Raw genomic sequence first — 23,381 nt, 5'->3', positions numbered from 1 at the left:
ACCGGTTTCCCAAAAGCCCGTGCTGATCGGGGACCGTGCTGGACTCTCACGTTGTCGCCGTCCGCCGGCATCCGCAGGATCCGCGGACGACGAGTTCCGGCGCCAGGACGCGCCGCTCCGGCGGGGTACGCCCACCGGGACTGCCGCTCGGGTGCCTGCCGATGCGCTCGGCGAGGATGCCCGCCGCCACCGCGCCGACCTGCCGCGCCTTGCTGTCCACGGTGGTGAGCGAGACACCCGGCACCTGGCCGACCCAGACGTTGTCGAATCCGATCAGTGCGATGTCCTCGGGGACTCTCACTCCGAGTGAGTGCGCCGCCGTCATCAGCCCGACGGCCAGGGTGTCGCTGGCGGCGAAGACCGCCGCCGGCCGGCGCAGCCCGGCGAGCAGGCTCGCCGCCGCCTCGGTGGCGTCCGAGAGCTCGCTGCTGCGCGCGGTGTGCAGCGGTCCATCGGCTTCGCCGTAGACGCTGCGGAACCCTTCGAGCCGGTGCCGGAAGGCCAGGACGTCGAGCGGCCCGGTCAGGTAGACAGCCTGCTCAAAGCCGTGTTGCCGGAGGTGCTCGGCGGCCAGCCGCCCACCCATCCGGTTGTCGATCACAACGGTGTCGGCCACCGGCTTGGCGAGCTCCCGGCTGGCGACCACCACGTTGATCCCGGCCTTGACCAGTTGCTGCACCCCGCCGTCCCGCATGGTGGCCGAGGCGATGATCGCTCCGTCGACCCGTCGCTGGATCATCGTGCGGACGACCGCGGCCTCCTTCGCCTTGCTCTCCGCGATCGCCCCCAGCAGCAGGGTGTAACCGGCCGGGTCGATGACCTCTTCCACACCGGCCACCAGTTCCGGGTAGAAGGGATTGGTGATGCTCGCCACGACGACGCCGATCGCGTAGGAACGTCTGCTCGAAAGCCCCTGGGCCAGCGCGTTCGGGTGGTAGTTGAGCTCCTCGATGGCGCGCTCGATCTTGGCTCGGGTCTCCTGCGACATGTAGTAGTCGGTCGCGCTCAGGAACTTCGACACGGTCGCCTTGGAAACTCCGGCGAGCGACGCGACATCGTTGATCGTCGTACGTCGAGCTTCAGGAAACCGGTTCACCATGGCCATCATGTTGGCTGTACCACACAGTGGGGTCAATATGTTTCCGAAATGTTTCCGAAGCCCTCACCATGTTAACCTTGCGGCCTCTGACCTGCCGGTCTACGGCATCCCGGCCTCGGAGAAGCACCTCCCGCGGCATCTTCTCCGGTCTCGCCGGGTGTGCCACGGGCGTCCGGGCCGTCGAGGGGTCGTTCTGCCGGGCGGATGGCGCTGGAGCGAACACAGACCGCGCATCAGGGCGTAAACGCGACCGGCGCGTCTCCCGATGGAAGGGAAACGCGCCGATCACATGCGATGTGCGCCGCCAGGGACTCGAACCCCGGACCCGCTGATTAAGAGTCAGCTGCTCTAACCAACTGAGCTAGCGGCGCCCGACCTCCACAAGGGTACCGGACTCGGCGCTGTAGTCCGTACATACGCCGACATATGAGCATCAACGAACATGGGCCGGCTGCGATTTCGCCGGACGGGGCGGGAGCGCGGAATCACATGGCGACCTGCGGTTCGAGGAGGGCAGGGCGGTGTTCCGTACCGGCTGACTTGGACGGCCCCCGTTTAGGGCCCCTCGCTCGGGTACTTGACCGGAGCCCGGAGAACCCAACTCAAGGGAGATGTTCAACCATGCAGCCCGAGCTCTGGAACTACCGCGCCGACGTGTACGGCCAGGACAGGACGCTCGATGTCGCCGGGTACCACGTGGAGGCCACCGACGGGAAGATCGGCTCCGTCGACGAGGCGACGTACGAGGTCGGCGAGAGCTACCTCGTCATCGACACGGGCCCGTGGATCTTCGGCAAGAAGGTCCTCCTGCCCGCGAGCACCGTGACCCAGATCGACCCGCAGGAGAAGAAGGTCTACGTCGCGCGCACCAAGCACGAGATCAAGGGCGCGCCCGAGTTCGACGAGGCCAACTTCAAGGAGCCCGCCTACCGGGACCGCGTCGGCGAGTACTACGGACGCTTCCCGTTCGGGGGCGGACCGGGCATCGTCTGATCCGGCACGCCGAACGACGAGCGGGGCCCCGCCACCCGGCGGGGCCCCGCTCGTTTCCGGTGCCGCCCCGACGGCACCTCAGGGCCAGGCCGGGTCGCCCGAGGAGTCGAGGGAGTCGGGGATGACATCGAGGCGCCCGAGAAGGGTGAGGAAGGTGGAGGCGTACGGGGAGTCCTGCACGACGGCGGCGACACGGTTCCAGTCGACCTGCTCGCGCAGGGCGCGGACCTGGGGCAGCAGCGAGCCGTAGTCGCAGGTGTGCTCGGAGAACGGCAGCAGCCACGAGATGACCAGGTCGGTGGCCTCCAGGACGGGCAGGATCACCGCCGAGGTCTTCATCGGCTCGGCCCGCTTCAGCAGCTCCGGGGTGATCGGGTGATCGCAGATCGAGAAGATCAGATCCACCAGCCTGCCCTCGTCGAACGCCTTGACCAGCCAGTCCTCCGGCGGTTTGACCGTCTCGAAGCCCAGCTTGCCCAGCGCTTCGAGCGCGAGCGGCACGTCCTCGACGGGGAGGACGAAGTCGACGTCGTGCAGCGAGGGTGCGGCCCCGCGCGCGTACGCCGCACAGCCTCCGGCGAGCGCGAACCTGATATCCGCCTCCTTCAGCCCGCTGCTCGCCCGCTTCAGCGTTTCCAGGATTGCGTCCGTGACCTCATGACTGTGGCTGCCCATGGCTCACGCGTACCCCATAACATCCACGGTAGGCATGCCGGACTTTGACTCGGGTAAACGGGGCGTATGGTTCAGGTCGAACATACGCAAAGAGAAAATCCCCATCCTGGAGAAACCCGCAAGGAACGCGTCGACCGCGAGCTCGGTGAGCTCTTACAGGGCCTGCGCGTCGCGGTCACCGGCGTGCAGGTGCTTTTCGCCTTTCTGCTGACGCTGCCGTTCGCCGCGGGCTTTAACAAAGTCGATGTCCTGGGGCACTGGCTGTTCTTCATCGCCCTGCTGAGCGCCGCCATCGCGTCCGTCTGCTTCATCACCCCAGCCGCGCAGCATCGCCTGCTGTTCCGGACCGGGCTGAAGGAGAAGATGCTGCACCGCGCCAACGGAGTCGGCATAGCGGGGGCCGCCGGGCTCGCGATCGCGATGACGAGCTCGGTCGCGCTGGTCGCGGAGACGGTCATCAACGCCTGGCCGGCGGCGGTGTTCGGCGGGACCGTGGCCCTGTCCAGCGCCTGGCTGTGGTTCGTTCAGCCAATAATCGATCTATACCGAACAGAGGATGTTAAGTCATGAATTGTGAGGGCAGAGGCCGATTATGGCTACTTTACTTTGGATCATCGCAGTTATCCTCGTCATCTCCGGGATCTATGTGATCCTGGCCCGTCGCGACCTCCTCTGGGGGATCGTCCTCATCGTCCTCGGTTTCCTCATCGGCCCCGGGGGTGTGAGCATCTTCAATGTCTGACGCGAGCTCCGCGCTCGCGAAAGCACCTGTCCAGTGTCAGCCCACTGTCGGTTCTGAGCCGGCAGGCCATTCGACGCGAGCTTCGCGCTCGTAGGAACACGAGTCGCCCCGAACTCCCAAGAAGCCTCGCGGGCCGGGTCTCCCCGGCCCGCTTCTTCTTGTCCGCCCCTCCCCCGCCGCCGACGGCCCCCACGGCGGTGCGCCCGGCGGTGCGGGGGAGGGGCGGCGCCCATCTACAGGAGGTACACCCCGTACGCCCGGCCTAGCACCGGCAGCGCCACGTTGCGCACCCGGATGCCGCCCGGGGTGACGCCCTTCTCCGTACCGGCGTGCGCGTGCCCGTGGATGATCAGGTCGGCGCCCTCGGCGTCGACCGCCTCGGCCAGCAGGTAGCTGCCGAGGAAGGGATAGATCTCCAGCGGTTCCCCGTCGAGGGTGTCCTTGACCGGCGAGTAGTGGGACAGCACGACCCGGTAGTCGGCCTCCAGTTCCTTCAGCGCCACCCGCCAGCGATCGGCGATCCGCTTGGTGTGGCCGACGAACGCCTTGATCTCCGGCTCACCGAAGTCGCTGGCGCACTTGCCCGCGTACCCTCCGCCGAAACCCTTGCCACCGGCCACGCCGAGCCGTATCCCGTCGATGTCGATCACCGTCGCGTCGTCGTGCAGGACCTCGATACCGCCCCCGCGCAACAGCGCGGCGATCTCAGCGGGCCGGTCGGAGTGGTAGTCGTGGTTGCCGAGCACCGCCACCGCCGGGATCGGCAGGTCGCGGAACTCGTCCGCCACCATCTCCCCCTCCTCCATGGTGCCGTGCCGGGTCAGGTCGCCGGCGAGCAGCAGCACGTCGGCTCGATCCTCGATGCCGTCGAGCCGCCTGCGGTAATCCCCCCTGAGACTCTCGTCCAGGTGCACGTCTCCGACCGCCGCGATCCGCAGCGCGCTCACAGCTGTTCCTCCCTCACCGGCTCCACCACGCTCACGACATCGATCTCGTTGTGGACGACCAGCCCGGGAGCCGCCTCCCCGGCCACCTTGGCGATCAGCTCGCGGCGGTCGGCGCTGGTGATCTGGCCGCGCAGGTAGAGCTGATCACCTCGGACATCCACCCGGACACCGAGTTCCGTGGTTCTCTCGTCCTCGGCGAGCGCGCGCTGCACACGCGCGGCGACGTACTGCGGAGCCTCCATCGTCGAACTCCTTTCCGTCCAAAAAAGCTCGCCTTCCCGTGGAACTCAAGGTCAAACACGTTTAAAACCCCCGCTGAGGGCAGAGGAGGCCGCTGTGCCCAGGACGCGGGCACGCCTGCCCCGCATAACTCGGCGGAGACGTGCCCATGAAGATCGCCATGGTTTCAGAGCATGCCAGCCCCCTCGCGACCGTCGGCGGAGCCGACGCCGGAGGCCAGAACGTCCACGTCGCCGCCCTCTCCATCGCGCTCGCCGCGCGCGGGCACGAGGTGACGGTCTACACCCGCAGGGAGTGCGCCTTCCAGCGGGAGAGGGTCGCCCTGGCCCCCGGGGTCACGGTGGTCCACGTCCCGGCCGGCCCGGCCATGATCCTGTCCAAGGACGACCTGCTCCCCTGGATGCCGGACTTCGGCCTGTGGCTGGCCAGGCGCTGGAACGCCGCACCGCCCGACATGGTGCACAGCCACTTCTGGATGAGCGGCCTGGCGGCCCTGGTCGCCGCCAGGGAGGTCGACGTCCCCATCGCGCACACCTTCCACGCCCTCGGTACGGTCAAGCTCCGCCACCAGGGCGCGGCGGACACCAGCCCGCGTGAGCGCCTCGGGATCGAGGCGATGATCGCCCACCAGGCGGACGCGGTCGTCGCGACCTGCGCCGACGAGGTGGCGGAACTGCGCCGGATGGGCGTGCCGTACCGCCGTACGAGCGTCGTGCCCTGCGGTGTCGACGTGCGCTCCTTCACCCCGGTGGGCCCGCGCGCCGATCTCGGTCCGGGCCCCGTCCTGCTCGCCATCGGCCGTCCCGTACCCCGCAAGGGCGTGGACACCACGGTCCAGGCCCTCGCCCACGTCCCCGGCGCCAGGCTGCTCGTCGCCGGCGGGCACCCGGACGACCCCGAGGTGGGCAGGCTCTCGCGGGTGGCCGTCAGGCACGGCGTGGCGGACCGCGTCAGGTTTCTCGGCAAGGTGGCCCGCGAGCACGTCCCGGTCCTGATGCGCTCGGCGGACGCCGTGGTCAGCATGCCCTGGTACGAGCCGTTCGGCATCGTGCCGGTGGAGGCCATGGCCTGCGGGGTGCCGGTGGTGGTGTCCGCGGTGGGCGGGCACCTGGACACCGTCGTCCCCGGGGTCACCGGCCTGCTGGTCCCGCCTCGCGAGCCGCGCACGCTGGGGGACGCGCTGCGCCGGCTGCTCGCCACGCCGGGCCTGCCGGCGGCGTACGGCACCGCCGCCGCCGTCCGGGCACGCGCCGACTACGACTGGAACAAGATCGCCTACCGGACCGCCGCCGTGTACGCGGAGGTGATCTCCTCCCGCGTCCCGGCATGGCGGAAGGACGGCGCCCGCTCGTACCCGGGCGTCGCCTGACGGCTCTCCGGTCCCGGAATCAGGACGGAAAGCCAGAAAGGTCCCCGGTCCCGTCGACGGGACCGGGGACCTTCGGCCGGGGATCGGGTGCCGGGCCCCGGAGGGCCGGCAGGTGATCACTTGCCGGTGGCTCTGTGGATGCTGCGTGCCGTGGAACGGTCGATCGCGGCCTTGACCACACCGAAGATCGCTCCCTGGATGGCAGCCGCCACGAGAACCTCTCGCCAGCCGTACTCATCCGATGTCGCCTGGGGCGCGTCGTCCTTGCCCGACGCGAACTTCCAGACCTGCTTGAAGACGGCTCCGGCGATCGCGCCACCGAGCATTCCACTCGCGGCGCTCACACTGCGGGATACGACCCTGCTCAACGTCTCGCCCTCCGTTCGATTGGCCGGAAGGCACGCCTGCCCTTCCGGACCGGTACCTGACTCACCCGACACTCACACGACCGGGGGGTCGTTGTAGTGCCGCTCCTCGTAGACGCGACGGTGCGCGACCGGGTCCTCGACCACGGTGGTGGCCGTCGAGTCCGCCACCGCCCGGCGGGCGATGCTGAGCCGGTACACGGCGAACAGGAGCCATGCGAGACCGCCGATCATCAGGATGACACCGACGACGTTGATGTCGAACCCGGCGATGTCGAATTCGACCGCCCAGGTGAGAATGGCGCCGAGCATGATGAGAATGATGCCGCCTGCGATGGTCATGGGATCTCCTCCTTCGAGCCAACGCATCCCCCCTATCCCCCACACGGCTCCCAAACGTCACCCGGCGGAGACAGCTGCCGACCACGGCATCCCGATGGACGTCACGGGCCCGACGACTTCGGAAAGTCGTCGGGCCCGTGAGTTATCGGCGAAGAATCGGTCACCCGGCGGGCAGGACCGCGCCCTTGTACTTGTCCTCGATGAACTTCTTGACCTCGGCGCCGGCCAGGATCTCGGCGAGCTTCTTGATCCGGGGGTCGTCCACCTTGGCCGGGACGGTGACCAGGCCGTTGGCGTACGGGTTGCCCTCGCCCTTCTCCAGGAGCAGGGAGTCGGTCGCGGGCTGCAGCCCGGCCTCCAGGGCGTAGTTGCCGTTGACGATCGCGGCGTCCACGTCCTCCAGGGAGCGGGGCAGCTGGGCGGCCTCAAGGGGCTTGAACTCCAGCTTCTTGGGGTTGTCGGCGACGTCGCGCTCGGTGGCCTTGACGCCGACCCCCTCCTTGAGGGTGATCAGGCCGTTGTCGGCCAGCAGCTTGAGCGAACGGCCGAGGTTGCTCGCGTCGTTGGGCACGGCCACCTGGGCGCCCTCGGCGAGCTCGGAGACGTTCTTGATCTTCTTGGAGTACAGGCCGAGCGGCTCGATGTGGACCGGGGCGACCCAGCTGAGCTGGATGTTCTTGCCCTTGGAGAACTCCTCCAGATACGGGATGTGCTGGAAGTAGTTCGCGTCCAGGTTGCCCTCGTCGAGCTGGGTGTTGGGCTGAACGTAGTCGGTGAACTCGACGATCTCCAGGTTCAGCCCGGCGCCGGCGGCGAGGTTGTCCTTGACGTACTTGAGCACCTCGCCGTGGGGTACGGGGTTGACCCCGACCTTGAGCGGGGCATCGGCCTTCGGCGTGCCGTCGGCAGGTTGGGCCGTGTCGGTGGACGCCCCCCCGCATCCGGCCAGGGTCCCGGCCAGGATCAGTCCGGCCACGATCCCAAATATCTTGCGCATGATTCTCCCCTAATTCCCCTTACAGCTGGTAGGAAATATCTCACAGAAACGGGGAAAGGGACAAATCCTTACTTGTCACGCAAAGCCAACATCTGGGCGATCTGCGCTGTACGCGAGACATCGACGCGTTTCGCCATCTCGGTGACCTTGGCGTGCAGCCCGGTCGCGACCTCCACCTTGGCCATCTGGGAGGCGTCGTCCTGCTGGGCGATGAGCATGTCGAGGAACCTTCTCTCGAACTCGGCCGGGGGCGCCGCGACGAGCGCCGCCACCTCCTCATCGCTCACCCCGGGCATCCCGCCGTGCGCGGCGTGCTCGTCGTCCGGCGCCGTCGCGGGCTGCCCCCAGGCGGCCAGCAGGCCGGACATGGTGCTGGACTCGCGCTCCTGGGTCACCCCGATCGCCTCGGCGAGCTCGGAGACCTCGGGGCGGACCTGCCGCTCCCGTGCCAGCCGCACCAGCCGCACCACCTGCGCGTTGTGCGGCACCATCATCTGCAGGAACATCACGTCGGGGGCGTTGAAGGCGACCCCCTCGGCGGTACCCGTCGGCGGGGCGGGCGACGGGCTGGGCACCCCCTGACCCGCGCCGTGCCCATCGTGCGCGTCATGATCAGAACTCTGGTCGGCACTCTGGGCGGCGGCGCCGTGCCCCGCGTGACCGGATGTGCCGCCCCGAAGCTCCTGGATGCTGTGGGCACCGCAGCCCGCGAGCAGCAGGACGCCCAGTACGACCACCGGGACCGCACGTCTCATCGAATACCTCCAGGCTGGAGACCCCGGACTCTGGCCCCGGGGGAGGAAGCGCGGCACGGTGCCGCGTGGTTCGGCGTGGTGCTCGGTGTGCTGTTCGGTAGCGGCCAGGACCGGGCCCGTACGCGCGGCGCCCTCGCCGCCGGGCCGGCGGACCGGTGCGGGACCTCGGGGGAGGACGCCCGGCCGGGACGGCTCGTCCCGGCCGGACGTCAACGGGTCAGACGCGCTGCCAGAGAGCCGGCACGTTCGGCGGCTCCCAGCCCGCCAGCGCGGTGTGCGCCTGCAGGCACCGGTAGGTCACGCCCCCGTAGGTCACCGTGGCGCCCGCCGCGTAGGCGGTGCCCGCCTGCCAGGTACCGCCCGGCTGGCTCGTCGGGGTGACGGTCGGAGTCGGGGTCGGGGTCTGCGTGGGGGTCACCGTCGGGGTCGGCGTGGGGCTGGGATTGCCTCCCCCGCCGAAGTTCACGTCCGAGCAGGTGTAGAAGGCCTCGGTGCTGCCCACGATGCGCTGCCAGATCGAGAAGATGAGCTGGCGGCCGCTCCGCTGCGGGAGGTTGATCGTCCAGTTGGTGAACGTGCTGGGGTTCTGGTTGGTGAAGGTCCTGATGTGCTCCAGATCCGACCAGCGCAGCGGCTGGGTCGGGTCCCAGCTCTGCTTGGTGATGTAGAACTCGAAGTTGCTGTTCGCATGCGGCGCGGTCGCGTGGTAGGTGACCGTCAGCGGCCCCGGGGAGACCTGGGTGGCGGGCCAGTCGGCCCTGGTGAGGTTGAGCCCCCGGTACTTGTCGCGCCCGGCGCCGCAGAGCTGGCCGTCGGGAATGATCTGGCGATGGTTGCCGCCGGCTTCGAGCCGGGACACCTCGTGCCAGTCGTAGAAGGCCTGGGTGCCTCCGGCCGCGATGGCCGCCTTGCACGCGTCGGACTTGGGGGTCTCCGGGCCCTCCGTCTTGCAGACGTAGGCCCGGCTGGGCGGGTTCGACATGGAACCGTGGGCGACCGCCGCGGTGGACGGCAGCAGCGCGAGCAGGGACCCTACGCTGAGCGCCGCGGCGGCACCGGTGGCCACCTTGTGTCGTAGATGCACGTGGACTCCTCCTGGGTTGGGGAATGGAGGCAGGACATGTCCAACGAGCCGACGGATAGCACGTTATTAACAAGAAACCTTACTAAAAGTCCGTCCCATAATGCCAGTCGAACGAGGATACAGATCCCTGACCAGCACGATCCCAAGCCCCCTGCGGTGGGTCCCGCGCACCGGGAGGACGAGCCCGCCCCGGGTGAGCCCCGGTCCGCGACCGGCGCGCCCCCGCCCGATCGCGCCGCTGCTCCCCCGGAGGCCTGAGCCTCGGTCCGGCACGACCTCGCCCCTGCCGTGCCCGGTCCGGCTCCCGGAGGCGCCCCCGCTCCCCCGGAAGCCCCGGCCTCAGTCCATGACCAGCACGACCTTGCCCCTGCCGTGCCTGGTCCCAAGCTCGCGGTGCGCGTCCGCGGCCCGCTCCAGCGGGTAGGTACCGCGCACCGGGAAGACGAACCTGCCCTCGGCGTACAGGGCGGCGAGTTCGGCGAGGCGGGACGCCAGCCGCTCCCCCCTGGTCCGCTGCGCCCCCAGCTCGGCGGCCCTGCCGTGCTCGACGAGGGTGAGGAGGCGCTCCCCCTTCACCAGTTCCAGGGAGACGTCGAACGCCTCACCGCCCGCGCCGTCCAGCACCATGTCCACCCCGCCGGGCGCCAGGTCGCGGATCCGCTCCAGCAGGCCCTCGCCGTACGCGACCGGGATCGCGCCGAGTTCGCGCAGGTAGTCGTGGTTCTCCGCGCGCGCGGTGCCGATCACCGTGGCCCCCCAGAGCCTGCCGAGCTGAACCGCGGCGGTGCCGACCGCGCCCGCGGCGGCGTGCACCAGGAGCGTGTCCCCCTCCCCCACCCCGAGCTGCCGCAGCGCCATGTGGGCCGTCTGGGTCCCGGCGGTGAAACCGCCCGCCACCGCCCAGGACATGTTCACAGGCTTGGGCGTGATGTTCCCCGCGGGCACGACCACGTACTCGGCATAGGCGTTGAGCAGGGTGAAGCCCAGCACCTCGGCCCCGGCCGAGACCCCCTCCACCCCCGCTCCCACCTGGTCGACGACCCCGGAGAACTCGTTGCCGGGCACCCGGGGCAGCTCCCCGTCCACTCCCGGCGGATTCCACCCCTCCCTGATGGCCAGGTCGAACGGCTGCACGCCCGCGGCCCTGACCCGCACCCGTACCTGCCCCTCGCCCGCCTCCGGCGTGGGAAGCTCCGTCACCCGCAATACCTCGGGACCGCCGAACTCGAAAAAAGCAGCTGCCTTCACAGGGTTCCCCTCCACTCGTGTACGCCGTCGCCCAGCCTGCAACCTCAAGCATGATTGAGGTCAACTCACGCGCTCCGGATCCCGGCGCGCAGGGGGCCACCGTCCGTCGTACGGCGACCGCGCGGCCGGTGGATGTACTCCTCGCACTGCCGGATGCGGTCGCCTGCGGTCGTCACGTCTCCTTCGGCCGGTCGCTACTCGGTGGGGGTGGGCCAGAGCAGGTCAGGCTCGCTCGGCGCGCCGTAGTTCACACCGGGCACGTCGAAGCCGTACAGACGGCGCACCTCGGAGGTGAACCAGTCGACATCGGCCAGGTCGCCGATGCTGTCGGGGGCGACGGCCTCCCACCGCTCGGTCACCTGCTCCTGGATGAGCGGGTGCAACTCCCACCGGTCCAGGCGGATGCGCCCCTGGTCGTCGAGGTCGAGCGCCTGGGCACCGGTGAGCCGGTCCCACAGCTCGACGGACTGCTGAAGCGGGGACTGCATGGCCTCGCCGAGGACGCCCCGCAGGAGGCTGACGTACAGGGCGATACCGGGGATCGCGGTGGACGCCTGGGTGACGGCGGCGCCGTTGACCGATGTCACGGCCCGCCCGCCGACCTCGGCCAGGCCGCCGTTCAGCGTGAGCGCGGTCTCCTCCAGGTGGGCCTTGGCCGCACCGATGGTCCCGTCCCGGTAGATCGGCGCGGTCAGGTGCGAGCCGATGTAGGACAGGGCCACGGTGGTGAACCCCGGGCGCAGCAGGCCACGGCCGGTCAGGGCGTCGACCCACAGGGCCCAGTCCTCGCCGCCCATGACCTTGATGGTGTCGGCCCGCTCGGTGTCACTACCCGGTTCGACCCAGATCTCCTTCAGCGCCGGTTCGTCTCCGCTGACGTCCAGGGTCTTGGTGCCGTACCCCGCCCCGAGTGACTGGATCACCGACTGGTGTGTCCGCCCGGTGCCGGGGTCGGTGCGCCGAGGTGCGGCGACGCTGTAGATCAGGTAGTCGATGCCGCCGAACCGTTCGGCGAGCAGGTCGAGTACCTGCTCCTTGGTGGTGTCGGCGAAGGCGTCGCCGTTGACGAACGACCAGTCGCGGCCGGCCTTGGCCGCGAGTTCGGCGGTCGCGATGGTGCGGTACCAGCCCGCGGTGGCCGTGCGACGCTCGGTGGGCGGGCGCTCGAAGCACAAGCCGACGCCGTCGAGGCCGTAACGACGGATTCCCGCGATCGTGGCCGCCATCCCGTAGCCGGCGCTGGAGCCGATGATCAGGGCGACCGGACGGCGCTCGGCCTTCTTGTCGGGGATCGCGGGGGTGACACGGTCCCACATGTCTCCGACGATCTTCTCGCATCCGGCGGGGTGGGAGTCGAACAGCAGGAACCCGCGCCCGCGGGGTTCGATAAGTCGTTCCGTCATCGTGTGCCTATCTGGTCGGGCCCGCGGGCGGGTCGGAGCCTGCGAGACGCTGAATGATCCTGATGAGGTCGCCGACCGTGTGGGCCTGGCCGGTGCCCTCATCCGGGATGGTCACCTGGAACCGCTTTTCGAGGTCTCGAATCGGCTCCAGCAGCGAGAGGCTATCGAGGCCCAGGGCATTCCACAGGTCCAGAGCCGGATCGACGCGGTCGCGTGGCGCACGTCCGGCGGTGGTGGCGACCGCGGCCACCACCGCCTGCCACAGTGCGAGCTCGTCGGCCACGGCGACCACCGGCGGCGCCGGTGCGCGACCGCAGGGCGCCGGCGGGCAGTACGTAGCAGCCGACCGTGGGCGCGAAACAGTCGTAGCAGGTGTCCGTCCACTTGGACACGGGTGTCCGGCCAGGCCGGTTGATCGGCGCCTGACGCTCCAGGCGCTCGTTGTCGAGATGGACGCGCATCGTGGGGTGAACGCGATCGTGCGAGAAGTCGCCGTATGTCTCCTCGTACAACCGGGACGACCCGCGGAGCCGAACACGGCTGGGTGAACGACGTCAGCGGGACCTGCGGAGGCCGGGCGCCATGGGGGTGACGCCCGGCCTCACGATCCGGTTACCGGTGGGACGGCCCGGCTGTCGGTCAGGGCGCCTTTCTCGGGAGGTACAGGTTGACGGAACTGTGAATGATCAGATGGTCGGAGCAGGGATGGGTGTCACAGTTACCGGCGTCGATGATGTCGACGCCGGCGATCGGCACGCTGAAGTGGTCACGACTGACGAAGGTGTAGTCAATCTTGCGGGTGCCGCCGACCCGCGTGGCCCGGCCGCCCCGGACGGGTTCGCACATCCCGTCCTCGCCGACGCAACTGCTCCAGTAGGTGTCGGTCTCCCAGAAGTTTCCGCTCCCGTCCGGGTAGTAGAGCGTGCCGACCGCGGCATCGTCCGGGGTCAGGTTGAGGTCGCCCATCAAGATGAACGGCATGGAGTTCGCCTCAGGGCCGAACACGCGGGTCAGCTCCCGGGTCTCGGCCTGCGCTCCGGACGCGTCGCCGTCGGCCAGGTGCGTCGAACAGGCCTTCACCGGCTGATTGGCCGGCGGGAAATTGGCCACGACACAGGCGACACTGCGTTCCTCCGTGACCACGGGCTGCTCGCGCTCCTCCAGTTTGTGGCCGGTGGTGAACATGTACCCCTTCCGCTGGGTCACGTCGGCGCGTACCAGGATGGCGTTGCCGGCCTCATTGCGGGTGTCGGGGAAGACGATGCAGTCGGGAACGAACGTGCGGGACTCCTGGAAGTATCCCTGCATCGCGTATCCGGCCGCCGCCAACTGGTCCACCAGGTGCGCGTACTGGCGGTCGCAGATCTCGTTGAGGGAGATCACGTCGGGTCGGCGCGCCTGCACCTCCCTGACGATCCGCCCGATGATCGGGTAGGTGCCGTTGTTCAGGATGCCCCCGGACAGGTTGAACTGCATCAGCTTCAGCGGCGTGACGGGGTTGAAGCGCACGCCGCTGGTGGCGACGCCGCTGGTGTTGCTGTTACGCAGATGCCACTGGAAGGGTCCGTTGGTAATAGGCAGCGCGACCGCGGGGGTGTCGGAGCCGTTGCCGTCCCAGTCGCCCGTGGCGAAGTACACCGATGACGCGCTGCCGCTGCCGTAGGTGAACGTCACATTGGCCGTTCCGGTGGTGTTGCTGTTGCGCAGGTACCAGGTGAAGGGGTTGCTGGTGGTGTTGATGAACCCTATGGTGTCGGAGCCGTTGCCGTCCCAGTCGCCCGCGATGGGCATCCCCGCCCCGCTGCTGTAGGTGAAGGTGAGATTGGCGCTCCCGGCGGTGTTGCTGTTGCGCAGCAGGTACGAGTTGGGACTGCCGGGCCGGAACAGGCCGGGGGTGTCGGAGCCGTTGCCGTCCCAGTCGCCGACCAGGGGCTGGGTGTCCGAGGCCGCGCCATAACCGAAGGTCACGTTGGCGGATCCCGATGAATTGCTGTTGCGTAGTTGCCACGATGGCGTTCCGCCGGTGCGTACGAAGACCCCCGGAGTGTCGGAGCCGTCGTTGTTCCAGTCGCCCACGATCGGTTGCGCGCCACGGGCGCCGTAGGTGAAGACGGTGTCGGGTGCGAGGTTGTCGATCCAGTAGTTGTCGTATCGGTTCGTCAGATACCACGTCATCGGGTCCGTGGAGGTGTCCACGATGCCGTACGTGTCCACACCGTCACCATCCCAGTCTCCTGAAATGATGACCCTGTCCTGGGATTGTGCCGCGGCCGGTGCGACCGGCGATATGACCGCCATCGGCACCACGGTAAAGAGGACCAAGACCGTCATCGTGACAATTCTTCGTAACACTCGAATGCCTCTTTCGGATTCCTCGCGAGGGCGAGGTGAGTTCATGCTGAGTCGGCGAATCATGAGGTCGATCAGGCTCATGGCTTCGCGGCGGACTGGCACGGTCTCGTAGCTGCGGGGCAGGAGACGGTGGAAAATCAGTCCTCCGAAGCTCCGTTCGGCAATCCAGTGCCAAAGCAGAGCGGTGAATCCTCTGGCAGCACAGGCGCGGGGGACGACGTCGATGTCAATGCCAGGTGTGGCGCCGTGTTCGGCGACAGTGCCTCGGTGAGGGGTGCGGTGAGTGCTGTCGGCTCAGCCGCTTGCGATCCGGCGGCGGTGACCGGCACCGCCCACAGCGTCCGAGGGCACCGGTGACGATGCCGCATTCTCGGCCGGCGATTCTCCTTAGCGGCGTCGATGCCCCGGATGGTGGCGGGCACGTTGGCCGAGGACTTGACGCTTGAGCGTCAATCACGCGAAAACTCGGTTCGAGCTCGCGCCTTTCGGCGGTGCGGACTAATCGGTGTGGCAGGCCGCTGAGCCACCACTGCTATCGGGCGAGGCAGGCACATACCTTGGCCCAGGAAGGTAGCGCCAGGGCATGCCGGTACGGTCGAGATAAGGACGACGCGCAGGTCGTGCTCCCACGAGCCAAAGCCATCAGGTGAGCTCCTAACGTATTGACATGAATATGGCTCTTACCTGGACCTGATGGCGAAACTACATTGCCTAACTCCAGACTGTAAAGCCTTTTCGGCTCTGATCGAAAGGCTCTGAGCTCCCTCACAAGATGGGCATCTCGTCGATCAGGAAACGGCCGAACTCCTCCGAGGTGTGATTGGAACCGTGGTCGGAACGGAAGACCGCGCCCGGCCGGCCCGGCGAGATGCTCAAGGACTACTGGGACGACCCGCGGAGCTGAACGCGGCTGTGTGGACGACGTCAGCGGGGCGCGTGAGGCCGGGCGCCACGGTGATGGTCGGGGTTCGAGCGGCCACATCGTCGTAGGCGCTGGTCAGAACAGATTTCCCCGGCCGGCCGGGACGTCAGGCGATCCGATCCAGATCCGCCGGCCGGACGGTGCCGCGGAGCGGAAGGCCCCGCGCCAGCCGCTCGACCTCGGCGACCGCGAACTCGCCCAGGCGGCACAGCTCCCTGCCCCTGGCTCCGCTGAGGTGCGGGGTGACCAGGACGTTCGGCAGGGCGAGCAGCGGATGCCCGAGGGGCAGCGGCTCGGGATCGGTCACGTCGAGGACGGCGCCGATGCGACCGGTGGCGCAGTGCCGTACCAGGGCGTCGGTGTCGATCAGGGAGCCCCGGGCGGTGTTCACCAGCACCGCCCCGTCGCGCAGCAGCGCGAGGCGGCGCTCGTCGAGCAGTCCGCGGGTCTCCGGCAGCGCGGGAGCGTGCACGGTGACCAGCTCGGCCTCGCGGCAGAGATCGTCGAGCGGCACCGGCCTGGCCCCGAGGGCCGCCGCCTGGGCGGGGCTGATGTACGGGTCGCTGAGCAGGATGTGCGCGCCGTGGTCGCGGAGCCGCTCCATCACCAGCCGCCCGACCCGGGAGGCGCCGATGACGCCGACCACCGCTCCGATCAGGCCGCCGCCCTCGCTCGGCGTCGCCACTCCGGGCAGCGGGTCGCCCGACCAGCCCCGCGTGGAGTACGCGCGCGCCTTGACGATCACCTGCTTGGCGGCCAGTACGAGCATCGCCAGGGTGAACTCGGCCACCGGCAGCGCGTTGGCCTCAGCCGCCGAGGAGACCGCGAGGCCCCTGTCGAACACCTCGGCGGTGAGGTGTCCCTTGACGCTGCCGGCGGCGTGCACGACCGCCCGCAGCCGTGGAGCCGCGGCCAGCACGTCCGCGTCGATCCTCGGACACCCCCAGCCGGTGATCAAGATCTCCACGTCGAGCGGCCCGTCGAAGGATTCGATCACTCGCTCGTCCACCCGCGTCACCAGCGACAGCCGGTGCCGCAGGTCGGGGGGGAAGAGCTCGGGCACTAGCCGGGGCTGCATGGCGAACGCCGCGGCGATGGTCATCGGACGGTGACCGGCCGGACCGAGTCGCGGACCACGATGTGGGTGCCGGGTGCCGCCGGGCCTCCCGCGCCCCTGCCGGGCACCGACCGCACCGCCGTCCTGCCGATCCAGGACACCTGAACCACCTCCTGTCTCTCACCCGGGTGACCGCCGGCCCGAGGGCCGGCGGTCACCCGGTACGTGTGGCTGCCGCTGCGGTTCCCAGCGGCACGCTGATGAGCCGTCCAACGCCGGGCAACCGGCCGTCAACGGATTCCCACCTGTCGAACCTGCGAAACCGGTGAGATCCGCGGGAATCCCGGCTCCTAGCTGCCGTAGACCTCCATCTCCCACAGGGAGTAGCCCCAGACGGTGGCGCGCTGCGTGCCATAGACCCGCACGTACCTGGCGCCCGCCGCCGTGAAGGTGATGTCGTCCACACCGCCGTCACTCGCGGTCGTGGAGTGGACCTGCGACCACGTCGTGCCATTGGTCGAGGTCTCGATCCGGTAGGACTTCCCGTACGCCGCCTCCCACTGCAACTTCACCCGGCTGACCTGCCGGACAGAACCCAGGTCCACCGAGATCCACTGCGGGTCGGAGAACGCCGACGACCACCGCGTCCCCAGATTTCCGTCCACCGCGTTGCTCCCGGCGAACGACCCGTTCTCCGTCGAGGAGGTCGTGACCGGACGCCCGGCCGACAGCAGCGCGACGCCCGGATCCACGGTGGGGGTGGGAGTCGGGTTCGGGGCGGTGCCGCAGTTGGCGGGGGCGACCCCGGCCGCGTAGCGGAGCCCGCCGTACAGGTGCGCCCGGAAGTTCGGCTCGGTGTAGGACGCGATGGTGTGACCAAGTCCGGTGTACCAGGCCCGGCCGCCCTGGTACTGCTTGCACCAGGCGATCGGATGGTCGGCTCCCATCGACCCGCCGGAGTAGGTCGACTCGTCCAGCGTGGCCAGCACGTGGGCGGTGGAGCGGGGGTTGGTGCGGTAGTTGTACAACTCGTCGGTGCGCACCCAGGCCGCCGGCAGGTGGGCCGTCGAGGGGTGCGTGCGGTCCTCCACCCGTACGGTCGCCTGCTGGATGGCCGGATGGGAGGAGAAGTAGGCACCGACCAGGCCGCCGTAGAAGGCCCAGTCGTACTCGGTGTCGGCGGCCGCGTGGACGCCCACGTACCCGCCGCCGCCGGCGATGTAGGACTCGAACGCCGTCTGCTGCGCGGCGTTCAGCACGTCGCCTGTGGTCAGCAGGAAGACCACCGCCCGGTATCCGGCCAGGTTGGCCGTGGTGAAGGCGGCGGCGTCCTCGGTGGCGTCGACGGTGAAGCCGTTCTCGGCCGCCAGCCCGCGCAGCGCGGTGATGCCCGCGGGGATGGCGTCGTGCCGGAACCCCGCGGTCTTGGAGAAGACCAGCACCTTGTAGGCCGGGTCCGCTGCCATGGCCGGTGCCCCCAACCCGATCGTGACGACGAGCAGCGTTGTGATGATCGCGATGATATTACGCACCGTAGACCTCCATCTCCCACAAGGAGTAGCCCCAGGCGGTGGCCCGCTGCGTGCCGTAGACACGCACGTACCGGGCACTCGCCGCCGCGAAGGTGACATCGTCCACCCCACCGTCACCGGCGGTCGTGGAGTAAACCTGCGACCACGTCGTACCGTTGGTCGAGGTCTCGATCCGATAGGCCCTGCCGTACGCGGCCTCCCACTGCAACTTCACCCGGCTGACCTGCCGGACAGAACCCAGGTCCACCGAGATCCACTGCGGGTCGGAGAACGCCGACGACCACCGCGTCCCCAGGTTGCCGTCCACCACGTTGCCCGCCGCGAATCCGGCCCCCTCCGTCGAGGAGGCGGTGACCGGACGCCCCGACGACAGCAGCGTCCCGGTGGGCGGCTGCGTCCCGGTGGTCAGGGTGAAGTCGTCCACGTCGAACAGCGCGCCCGCGCCCCCGACGAAGACCAGGAAGAGCTTGGTCGTGCCGGCCGGAGCGCCCGTCAGGTTGGCGGAGACGTCGACGAACGTATCCCAGCCGCCCGTCGGCGCCACGGTGGCGGTGCCCAGCAACGTCCCGGTCGCCGAGCCGGCCCTGACCTGGATGGTCCCGCCGGCTCCGGCCGAGGAGACCCGGGCGGTGAACGTGGAGACGCCGGCCAGGACGTAGGGCTCGAAGGCGATCCAGTCCCCGTTCTCGATGTTGCCGACGGTCTTCGCGCCGTGCGCGGTCGCCTTGTCGAACAGGGCGACGCCCTGGGAGGTGGTGTAGTGCTCGGCCTGCCGGTTCTTCGGCTGGGTGACGTGCTGGGTGTGGGTGGTGAGCCCGCCCGAGTCGGTGTACTCGGCGTCCCAGACTCCGAACAGGTTGGCCGCCCCGTCGTGCTCGCCGTTGCCGGGCGTCTGGATGGTGCCCGAGCAGCCGTTGCCCGTGGCGAGCGGGTGGCCGTGGGTGTCGTGACCGAGGATGTAGGTGATCTTCACCTTCGCACAGTCGATCGTCGTGTCCTCGGGGTCGGTGACGGTGACCCGGTACGGCACCGCGTCGCCGAAGCCGAACACCTGCCCGTTGAGCGGGAGGTCGATCCGCACCGTGGGCGCGGTGTTGCCGACGGTGATCTCGACGTTGGCCGTCGCGGTCAGGCCGGTGCTGTCCCGCACGGTCAGCGTGGCCGTACGGGTGCCGTCGGTCGTGTAGGTGTGGGTGGGGTTGGCGGCGGTGGAGGTGCCGCCGTCACCGAACGCCCAGGAGTAGGTGAGCGCGTCGCCGTCCGGGTCGGAGCTGCCCGCCGAGGAGAACGCCACGGTCAGCGGCGCCTTCCCCGAGATGCGGTCCGCCGACGCCTTGGCGATGGGCGCCCGCCCGCCGGTCCCGATGTGCTCGATGCGGTACAGGGCCGAATGCTCGTTGCCGTTGAACCAGCCGGTCCCGTAGTCGAGCACGTAGAGGGCACCGTCCGGGCCGAAGGCCATGTCCATCACCTGCTTGCCCGACCAGGGGAAGGGCTGGATGGTGCCTCGGCTGCCGTCCGCGTTGACCTCGATGTCCTTGATCCACTGCCGCTGGAACTCACCGGCGAGGAAGTGTCCGTCGAGCGACTGCGGGAACTTGATCGGCGAGTTCAGCGCGGCGGAGTAGCGGTAGACGACGCCGCCCATCGGCGACTCGGCACCGCAGCCGAACTCCGGCAGCGAACAGCCGTCGTAGGTGATCCAGGCGGGCTTGGCCGGGGGCAGCTTGACCTGGCCGGTGTTGTTGCGCGAGGTGTTCTCGACACCGGCCGCGCAGTCGTACTTCGCACCGACCGTCGCGGTGGCGTAGTTGTAACGGGCGTAGGTCTCGGCGGGGGTGTTGTTACCCGTGCAGTACGGCCAGCCGTAGAAGCCCGGCCCGGTGATCCGGTCGAACTCGACCTGGCCGCCCGGCCCCCTGGCGCCGGCGGTGCCCGCGTCGGGGCCGTAGTCGCCGAGGTAGACCACGCCGGTGGCCTTGTCGACGCTCATCCGGAACGGGTTGCGGAAGCCCATCGCGTAGATCTCCGGCCGGGTGTTCGCCGTTCCCGGGGGGAACATGTTCCCGGCCGGGATCGAGTAGGACCCGTCGGCGTTGACCTTGATGCGGAGCACCTTGCCGCGCAGGTCGTTGGTGTTGGCGGCGCCCCGCTGCGCGTCGAGTGCGGGGTTGCGGCCCGCCCGGTCGTCGAGCGGCGCGTAGCCGTCGTTGTAGCCGGGCTCGGTGTCGTCGCCGGTGGTGAGGTAGAGGTTGCCCGCGGCGTCGAAGTCGATGTCACCGCCGACGTGGCAGCATAAACCCCGGCTCGTCTTCACCTCCAGGACGCTCTTCTCGCTGGCGAGGTCGAGCGTGCCGTCGGTGTTCAGCCTGAAGCGCGAGAGCCGGTTGACGCCGTCGAAGCGCGCGAAGTCGGCCGCGGTGCCGGTGATCGGGGCGCCCCCCGGAGGTGTGGAGAGCGGCGGCGCGTAGTAGAGGTAGATGAACCGGTTCGAGGAGAAGCCGGGGTCGATGCCGACGCCCTGCATGCCCTCCTCGTCGTTGAAGTAGACGGGGATCTTGCCCGACACCTTGGTGTTCCCCGCGGCGTCGGTGAGCCGGATCGTGCCGTCGCGGGCAGTGTGCAGGACCGAGCGGTCCGGCAGCACGGCCATCGACATCGGCTCGCCCATCGTGGCGACCCCCTTGGCCAGCGTGACCTGCTGGAACCTGGCGGGATCGACGGGCGGGGCGGCCTGGGCCGCGACCCGGGCGGTGGCGGTGGCCGGGAGGGGGTGCAGGAGCGCGGTCAGGGTCAGGAGCGCGGTCAGGGGCGGTAACCATCGGCGGAGCGAGGCCATGGCGAGACTCCAGGTCTCTGTGGAGGGGGGTGGACCGGTGGTCAGGGTCTCGGGGTCTGTACTGCTGGGCGCTGACGGATGTGAGGGAGCGCTCTCCCACCACGAGATTGCTCTTGCTTACCAAAACTTGTCAAGAGGCTGATTAACCTGGTTGAAACGGCTCTCACACTTCCAGGTAACCGTCCGCGTATTTGAGAGAACGCTCCCTGAGACCGGCTTTGCAACGTGCCAGTGGCCGGTGAGCTGGGACCTTTGGCACAGCTCGACGCGGTGATACCACCCGTGGTCGACGCCGAGCGGAGGGGCCGTGCCGGCCGCCCAGGAAGGTGGGCAACCGGCCTCGCCCAAGAGCGGGGGCACATTTCTGTCCGGATGCGGACATGGTGACAACCGGATAACTTCGTAGTACGTCTTCCCAGATGCCACATTTGTCGCAATGGGAGTCGCCTTGCGCGTCCGATCTGTTCTCTCCGTCACCGTCCTGGCCGGCGGCCTGGTTCTCTTCCTCCAGCCGGTCGGCGCCGCCGTCAGCGAGGTGCGGCAGAGCTCGGCTGTCATCACCGACGTCGTGGAGTACCAGTGCACCACCACCGGCGCGACCGAGAAACAGAACATCAAGGTCAAGGTCGAGATGACGATGCCGGCCACCGCCACGACGGGTGAGCAGATGAGCATCGGCTGGCAGGGGACCTACGCCGACGGCACCGGGCTGAAGGCACCCGCGACGGGACTGACCGCCGACACCAGCCTGTACGCGTACGCGTCCATCAGCGGGCTCACCGGACTGACCTCCGCCACCGGGGTGGGTACGCCCGGTACGGTCGGCGCGAACCAGGTCATCCCGCTGCCGACGACCCCGGTCAGCCTGAGTACGACCTCGTCCAACGCGGGTACGGCGACGGTGCGGCCGGCCGCCCTGAACTTCGGGACCGCCGCCAACGCACCGTCGATCAAGTGTGCGGTCCAGAACCAGGACGCCCTGACCACCTACCCCCTCACGGTCACCGCGGCCGACCAGACGGGGACGGAGACCGAGACCGGAACCGATACGGGGACCGAAACCGATACCGATACGGGTACGGAGCCGGAGACAGAGACAGAGACGGAGACAGAGCCGGAGACCGGCGGGAACGGCAAGGTGCAACAGACCCCGTCGGGGCCCGCCGCGACCGGGGGCGGCGGTGAGCGCGGGCCCGACGGGCGGATGTTCCTGCTGACCGGCTCCCTGCTCATCCTCACCGCCACCACCGGGCTCCTGCTGCGACGCCGCGCCTGGAGATGACCCGGCAGGCCCGGCCCTGACCGTTTCGAACACCGGGACCATGGCGGGAAAGCGATTCCCCCGCCGGGTGGAACCGGCACTTCCCTCGCCGAAGATGATGATGGATGATCGTTCATGGAGATAAAGACCAAGCGGCAACTGTCCACCACGGAGACCGCGAACCTGATCTTCCAGGCTCTGGGAAAGTGGCCCGTCTCCCTGCGGGAGCTTGACGCGGGCTCGTTCGCGGCACTGTGGCGCGCGCGGCTCGAAGACGGCGGCGAGCTGGTCCTCAAGCTCGGCCCTCCCGCCGACGTCGAGCTGCTCACCTACGAGCGGGACATCATCCGGACGGAGGCCCTCTTCTACGAGCTCGCCGCCGCCACCGGGGTGCCGATCCCCCGGCTGTGGCAGGCGAACCTCGACGGGCCGCTGCCGTACCTGATCATGAGTGCGATCGACGGCGTGGCCTGGTCGGAGCCGGCGGAACCACTGGCCGAGGCGGACACGAGAAGCCTCCGTTTCGAGCTCGGCCGGCACCTGGCCACGCTGCACCGGATCAGGGGAACTGCTTTCGGCTACCCGCAACTGGCCGAGATGACGGCGCCGACCTGGCGGGAGGCGTTTCTCTCCATGGTCGACGGTGTCCTCGCCGACGCGGTCCGGTTCCGGGCGGTCCTGCCGTGGCCGGTGAACGAGATCGCGAGCGTCGTACGGGCCCGCGCGCACCTACTGGACGATGTCGTCACCCCCTCGCTGGTCCACTTCGACCTCTGGCCGGGAAACATCCTGCTGGAGCCGGACCGCAGACCACCGCGCATCGCGGCGCTGATCGACCACGAACGGGCGTTCTGGGGAGATCCGGTGGCCGACCTCGTCTCGGTCGACGTGTTCGGCACGGCCGAACAGGACACGGACCTGCTGGACGGCTACCGCGAGGCCGGCGGCCACCTGGACCTCACCCCCGACACCCGCGCCCGCCTCGCCCTCTACCGCGCCTACCTGTATCTGATCATGCTCGTCGAGGAGGGGCCCCGCGGCATCGACCACCCCGAGCGGCACGAAGTCACCGCCAGGTCGCTTGTCAGGCAGCTGGTCCACTGACGACAGGGGTCCACGTTTTTCACCGTCGAACTTCTGCTCCACAGGATTCGCTCGC

General features: G+C 69.1%; 22 protein-coding genes and 1 tRNA gene. 6 read left to right on the top strand and 17 right to left on the bottom strand.

What is annotated here, in order from left to right; translation table 11 throughout:
• Positions 1-46: 46 nt before the first annotated feature.
• Together ABT130_RS23500 and ABT130_RS23495 are read right to left on the bottom strand one after the other, a co-directional pair.
• On the bottom strand, positions 47-1,099 hold the full coding sequence (locus ABT130_RS23500; RefSeq protein ID WP_350912249.1) for a LacI family DNA-binding transcriptional regulator: 1,053 nt from the start codon (positions 1,097-1,099) through the stop codon (positions 47-49).
• Positions 1,100-1,396: 297 nt separating this feature from the next.
• Positions 1,397-1,470, bottom strand: a tRNA-Lys gene (locus ABT130_RS23495).
• Positions 1,471-1,720: 250 nt separating this feature from the next.
• Here ABT130_RS23495 and ABT130_RS23490 point away from each other — a divergent pair.
• Positions 1,721-2,092: a PRC-barrel domain containing protein gene (locus tag ABT130_RS23490; protein WP_350958480.1), complete on the top strand. Its 372-nt coding sequence runs from the start codon at positions 1,721-1,723 to the stop codon at positions 2,090-2,092.
• Between the two features lie 78 nt (positions 2,093-2,170).
• Here ABT130_RS23490 and ABT130_RS23485 read toward each other — a convergent pair whose 3' ends face one another.
• Complete coding sequence (locus ABT130_RS23485) at positions 2,171-2,767, bottom strand: nucleotidyltransferase family protein (protein WP_350912246.1); 597 nt, start codon at positions 2,765-2,767, stop codon at positions 2,171-2,173.
• 66 nt (positions 2,768-2,833) lie between these two features.
• Between ABT130_RS23485 and ABT130_RS23480 the strand changes: the two genes are divergently transcribed.
• Both ABT130_RS23480 and ABT130_RS23475 read left to right on the top strand, forming a co-directional pair.
• Complete coding sequence (locus tag ABT130_RS23480; RefSeq protein WP_350912244.1) at positions 2,834-3,337, top strand: DUF6328 family protein; 504 nt, start codon at positions 2,834-2,836, stop codon at positions 3,335-3,337.
• Between the two features lie 22 nt (positions 3,338-3,359).
• Complete coding sequence (locus tag ABT130_RS23475; RefSeq protein WP_350912242.1) at positions 3,360-3,509, top strand: GPGG-motif small membrane protein; 150 nt, start codon at positions 3,360-3,362, stop codon at positions 3,507-3,509.
• 233 nt (positions 3,510-3,742) lie between these two features.
• Here the strand turns inward: ABT130_RS23475 and ABT130_RS23470 are convergent, their stop codons facing one another.
• Both ABT130_RS23470 and ABT130_RS23465 read right to left on the bottom strand, forming a co-directional pair.
• Positions 3,743-4,456, bottom strand: a complete 714-nt coding sequence (locus ABT130_RS23470; protein ID WP_350912240.1) for a metallophosphoesterase family protein — start codon at positions 4,454-4,456, stop codon at positions 3,743-3,745.
• A complete protein-coding gene (locus ABT130_RS23465; protein ID WP_350912238.1) occupies positions 4,453-4,698 on the bottom strand; it encodes a BON domain-containing protein in 246 nt (81 codons plus the stop codon). Before ABT130_RS23465 ends, ABT130_RS23470 begins: the two co-directional genes overlap by 4 nt.
• Positions 4,699-4,844: 146 nt before the next feature.
• Between ABT130_RS23465 and ABT130_RS23460 the strand changes: the two genes are divergently transcribed.
• Complete coding sequence (locus ABT130_RS23460; RefSeq protein ID WP_502992200.1) at positions 4,845-6,065, top strand: glycosyltransferase; 1,221 nt, start codon at positions 4,845-4,847, stop codon at positions 6,063-6,065.
• A gap of 116 nt (positions 6,066-6,181) precedes the next feature.
• Here ABT130_RS23460 and ABT130_RS23455 read toward each other — a convergent pair whose 3' ends face one another.
• From ABT130_RS23455 to ABT130_RS23400, 12 genes are all read right to left on the bottom strand, one after another.
• Positions 6,182-6,433 (bottom strand): DUF4235 domain-containing protein, encoded by a 252-nt coding sequence (locus ABT130_RS23455; protein ID WP_350912234.1) that lies wholly within the window; start codon positions 6,431-6,433, stop codon positions 6,182-6,184.
• Between the two features lie 72 nt (positions 6,434-6,505).
• Positions 6,506-6,772 (bottom strand): DUF6458 family protein, encoded by a 267-nt coding sequence (locus ABT130_RS23450; RefSeq protein WP_030913064.1) that lies wholly within the window; start codon positions 6,770-6,772, stop codon positions 6,506-6,508.
• A gap of 160 nt (positions 6,773-6,932) precedes the next feature.
• Positions 6,933-7,769 carry a MetQ/NlpA family ABC transporter substrate-binding protein gene (locus ABT130_RS23445; protein WP_350912231.1) on the bottom strand — a complete coding sequence of 279 codons (837 nt, stop codon included), beginning with the start codon at positions 7,767-7,769 and terminating at the stop codon, positions 6,933-6,935.
• A 68-nt stretch (positions 7,770-7,837) separates the two neighbouring features.
• On the bottom strand, positions 7,838-8,524 hold the full coding sequence (locus ABT130_RS23440) for a DUF305 domain-containing protein (RefSeq protein WP_350958474.1): 687 nt from the start codon (positions 8,522-8,524) through the stop codon (positions 7,838-7,840).
• A gap of 217 nt (positions 8,525-8,741) precedes the next feature.
• Positions 8,742-9,608: a lytic polysaccharide monooxygenase gene (locus ABT130_RS23435; RefSeq protein WP_350958471.1), complete on the bottom strand. Its 867-nt coding sequence runs from the start codon at positions 9,606-9,608 to the stop codon at positions 8,742-8,744.
• A gap of 339 nt (positions 9,609-9,947) precedes the next feature.
• Positions 9,948-10,808 (bottom strand): NADP-dependent oxidoreductase, encoded by an 861-nt coding sequence (locus ABT130_RS23430; RefSeq protein WP_350958468.1) that lies wholly within the window; start codon positions 10,806-10,808, stop codon positions 9,948-9,950.
• A gap of 242 nt (positions 10,809-11,050) precedes the next feature.
• Positions 11,051-12,259: an enoyl-[acyl-carrier-protein] reductase FabV gene (gene fabV, locus ABT130_RS23425; RefSeq protein ID WP_350958466.1), complete on the bottom strand. Its 1,209-nt coding sequence runs from the start codon at positions 12,257-12,259 to the stop codon at positions 11,051-11,053.
• 7 nt (positions 12,260-12,266) lie between these two features.
• The gene (locus tag ABT130_RS23420) at positions 12,267-12,542 is read right to left on the bottom strand and encodes an acyl carrier protein (protein WP_350958463.1); all 276 of its coding nucleotides are present in this window, start codon (positions 12,540-12,542) and stop codon (positions 12,267-12,269) included.
• Between the two features lie 356 nt (positions 12,543-12,898).
• Positions 12,899-14,590: an endonuclease/exonuclease/phosphatase family protein gene (locus ABT130_RS23415; RefSeq protein WP_350958460.1), complete on the bottom strand. Its 1,692-nt coding sequence runs from the start codon at positions 14,588-14,590 to the stop codon at positions 12,899-12,901.
• A gap of 1,049 nt (positions 14,591-15,639) precedes the next feature.
• Positions 15,640-16,635 (bottom strand): hydroxyacid dehydrogenase, encoded by a 996-nt coding sequence (locus ABT130_RS23410; RefSeq protein ID WP_350958457.1) that lies wholly within the window; start codon positions 16,633-16,635, stop codon positions 15,640-15,642.
• A gap of 305 nt (positions 16,636-16,940) precedes the next feature.
• Positions 16,941-18,122, bottom strand: coding sequence for a ThuA domain-containing protein (locus tag ABT130_RS23405; RefSeq protein ID WP_350958455.1), 1,182 nt, complete (start codon positions 18,120-18,122; stop codon positions 16,941-16,943).
• Positions 18,115-20,961: a PQQ-dependent sugar dehydrogenase gene (locus tag ABT130_RS23400; protein ID WP_350958452.1), complete on the bottom strand. Its 2,847-nt coding sequence runs from the start codon at positions 20,959-20,961 to the stop codon at positions 18,115-18,117. The genes ABT130_RS23405 and ABT130_RS23400 overlap by 8 nt, the downstream gene beginning before the upstream one ends.
• Before the next feature lie 448 nt (positions 20,962-21,409).
• Between ABT130_RS23400 and ABT130_RS23395 the strand changes: the two genes are divergently transcribed.
• Both ABT130_RS23395 and ABT130_RS23390 read left to right on the top strand, forming a co-directional pair.
• Entirely contained in the window at positions 21,410-22,243 is an 834-nt protein-coding gene (locus tag ABT130_RS23395; RefSeq protein WP_350958449.1) for a hypothetical protein, read from the top strand.
• 114 nt (positions 22,244-22,357) lie between these two features.
• Positions 22,358-23,326, top strand: a complete 969-nt coding sequence (locus tag ABT130_RS23390) for a phosphotransferase family protein (RefSeq protein ID WP_350958446.1) — start codon at positions 22,358-22,360, stop codon at positions 23,324-23,326.
• Positions 23,327-23,381 lie beyond the last annotated feature (55 nt).

It is taken from the genome of Streptosporangium sp. NPDC001681, from assembly GCF_040298085.1.
In the GTDB taxonomy this organism is placed as follows: domain Bacteria; phylum Actinomycetota; class Actinomycetes; order Streptosporangiales; family Streptosporangiaceae; genus Streptosporangium.
The sequence above is the reverse complement of the archived record's forward strand: the minus strand, read 5'-3'. Positions and strand labels throughout refer to the sequence as shown.

Bases quoted from the DNA above. Each gene is read 5' to 3' on its own strand.
- ABT130_RS23500 (WP_350912249.1), bottom strand. From the start codon at position 1,099: ATGGTGAACCGGTTTCCTGAAGCTCGACGTACGACGATCAACGATGTC.
- ABT130_RS23490 (WP_350958480.1), top strand. From the start codon at position 1,721: ATGCAGCCCGAGCTCTGGAACTACCGCGCCGACGTGTACGGCCAGGAC.
- ABT130_RS23485 (WP_350912246.1), bottom strand. From the start codon at position 2,767: ATGGGCAGCCACAGTCATGAGGTCACGGACGCAATCCTGGAAACGCTG.
- ABT130_RS23480 (WP_350912244.1), top strand. From the start codon at position 2,834: ATGGTTCAGGTCGAACATACGCAAAGAGAAAATCCCCATCCTGGAGAA.
- ABT130_RS23475 (WP_350912242.1), top strand. From the start codon at position 3,360: ATGGCTACTTTACTTTGGATCATCGCAGTTATCCTCGTCATCTCCGGG.
- ABT130_RS23465 (WP_350912238.1), bottom strand. From the start codon at position 4,698: ATGGAGGCTCCGCAGTACGTCGCCGCGCGTGTGCAGCGCGCGCTCGCC.
- ABT130_RS23460 (WP_502992200.1), top strand. From the start codon at position 4,845: ATGAAGATCGCCATGGTTTCAGAGCATGCCAGCCCCCTCGCGACCGTC.
- ABT130_RS23450 (WP_030913064.1), bottom strand. From the start codon at position 6,772: ATGACCATCGCAGGCGGCATCATTCTCATCATGCTCGGCGCCATTCTC.
- ABT130_RS23445 (WP_350912231.1), bottom strand. From the start codon at position 7,769: ATGCGCAAGATATTTGGGATCGTGGCCGGACTGATCCTGGCCGGGACC.
- ABT130_RS23440 (WP_350958474.1), bottom strand. From the start codon at position 8,524: ATGAGACGTGCGGTCCCGGTGGTCGTACTGGGCGTCCTGCTGCTCGCG.
- fabV (WP_350958466.1), bottom strand. From the start codon at position 12,259: ATGACGGAACGACTTATCGAACCCCGCGGGCGCGGGTTCCTGCTGTTC.
- ABT130_RS23415 (WP_350958460.1), bottom strand. From the start codon at position 14,590: ATGACGGTCTTGGTCCTCTTTACCGTGGTGCCGATGGCGGTCATATCG.
- ABT130_RS23410 (WP_350958457.1), bottom strand. From the start codon at position 16,635: ATGACCATCGCCGCGGCGTTCGCCATGCAGCCCCGGCTAGTGCCCGAG.
- ABT130_RS23400 (WP_350958452.1), bottom strand. From the start codon at position 20,961: ATGGCCTCGCTCCGCCGATGGTTACCGCCCCTGACCGCGCTCCTGACC.
- ABT130_RS23390 (WP_350958446.1), top strand. From the start codon at position 22,358: ATGGAGATAAAGACCAAGCGGCAACTGTCCACCACGGAGACCGCGAAC.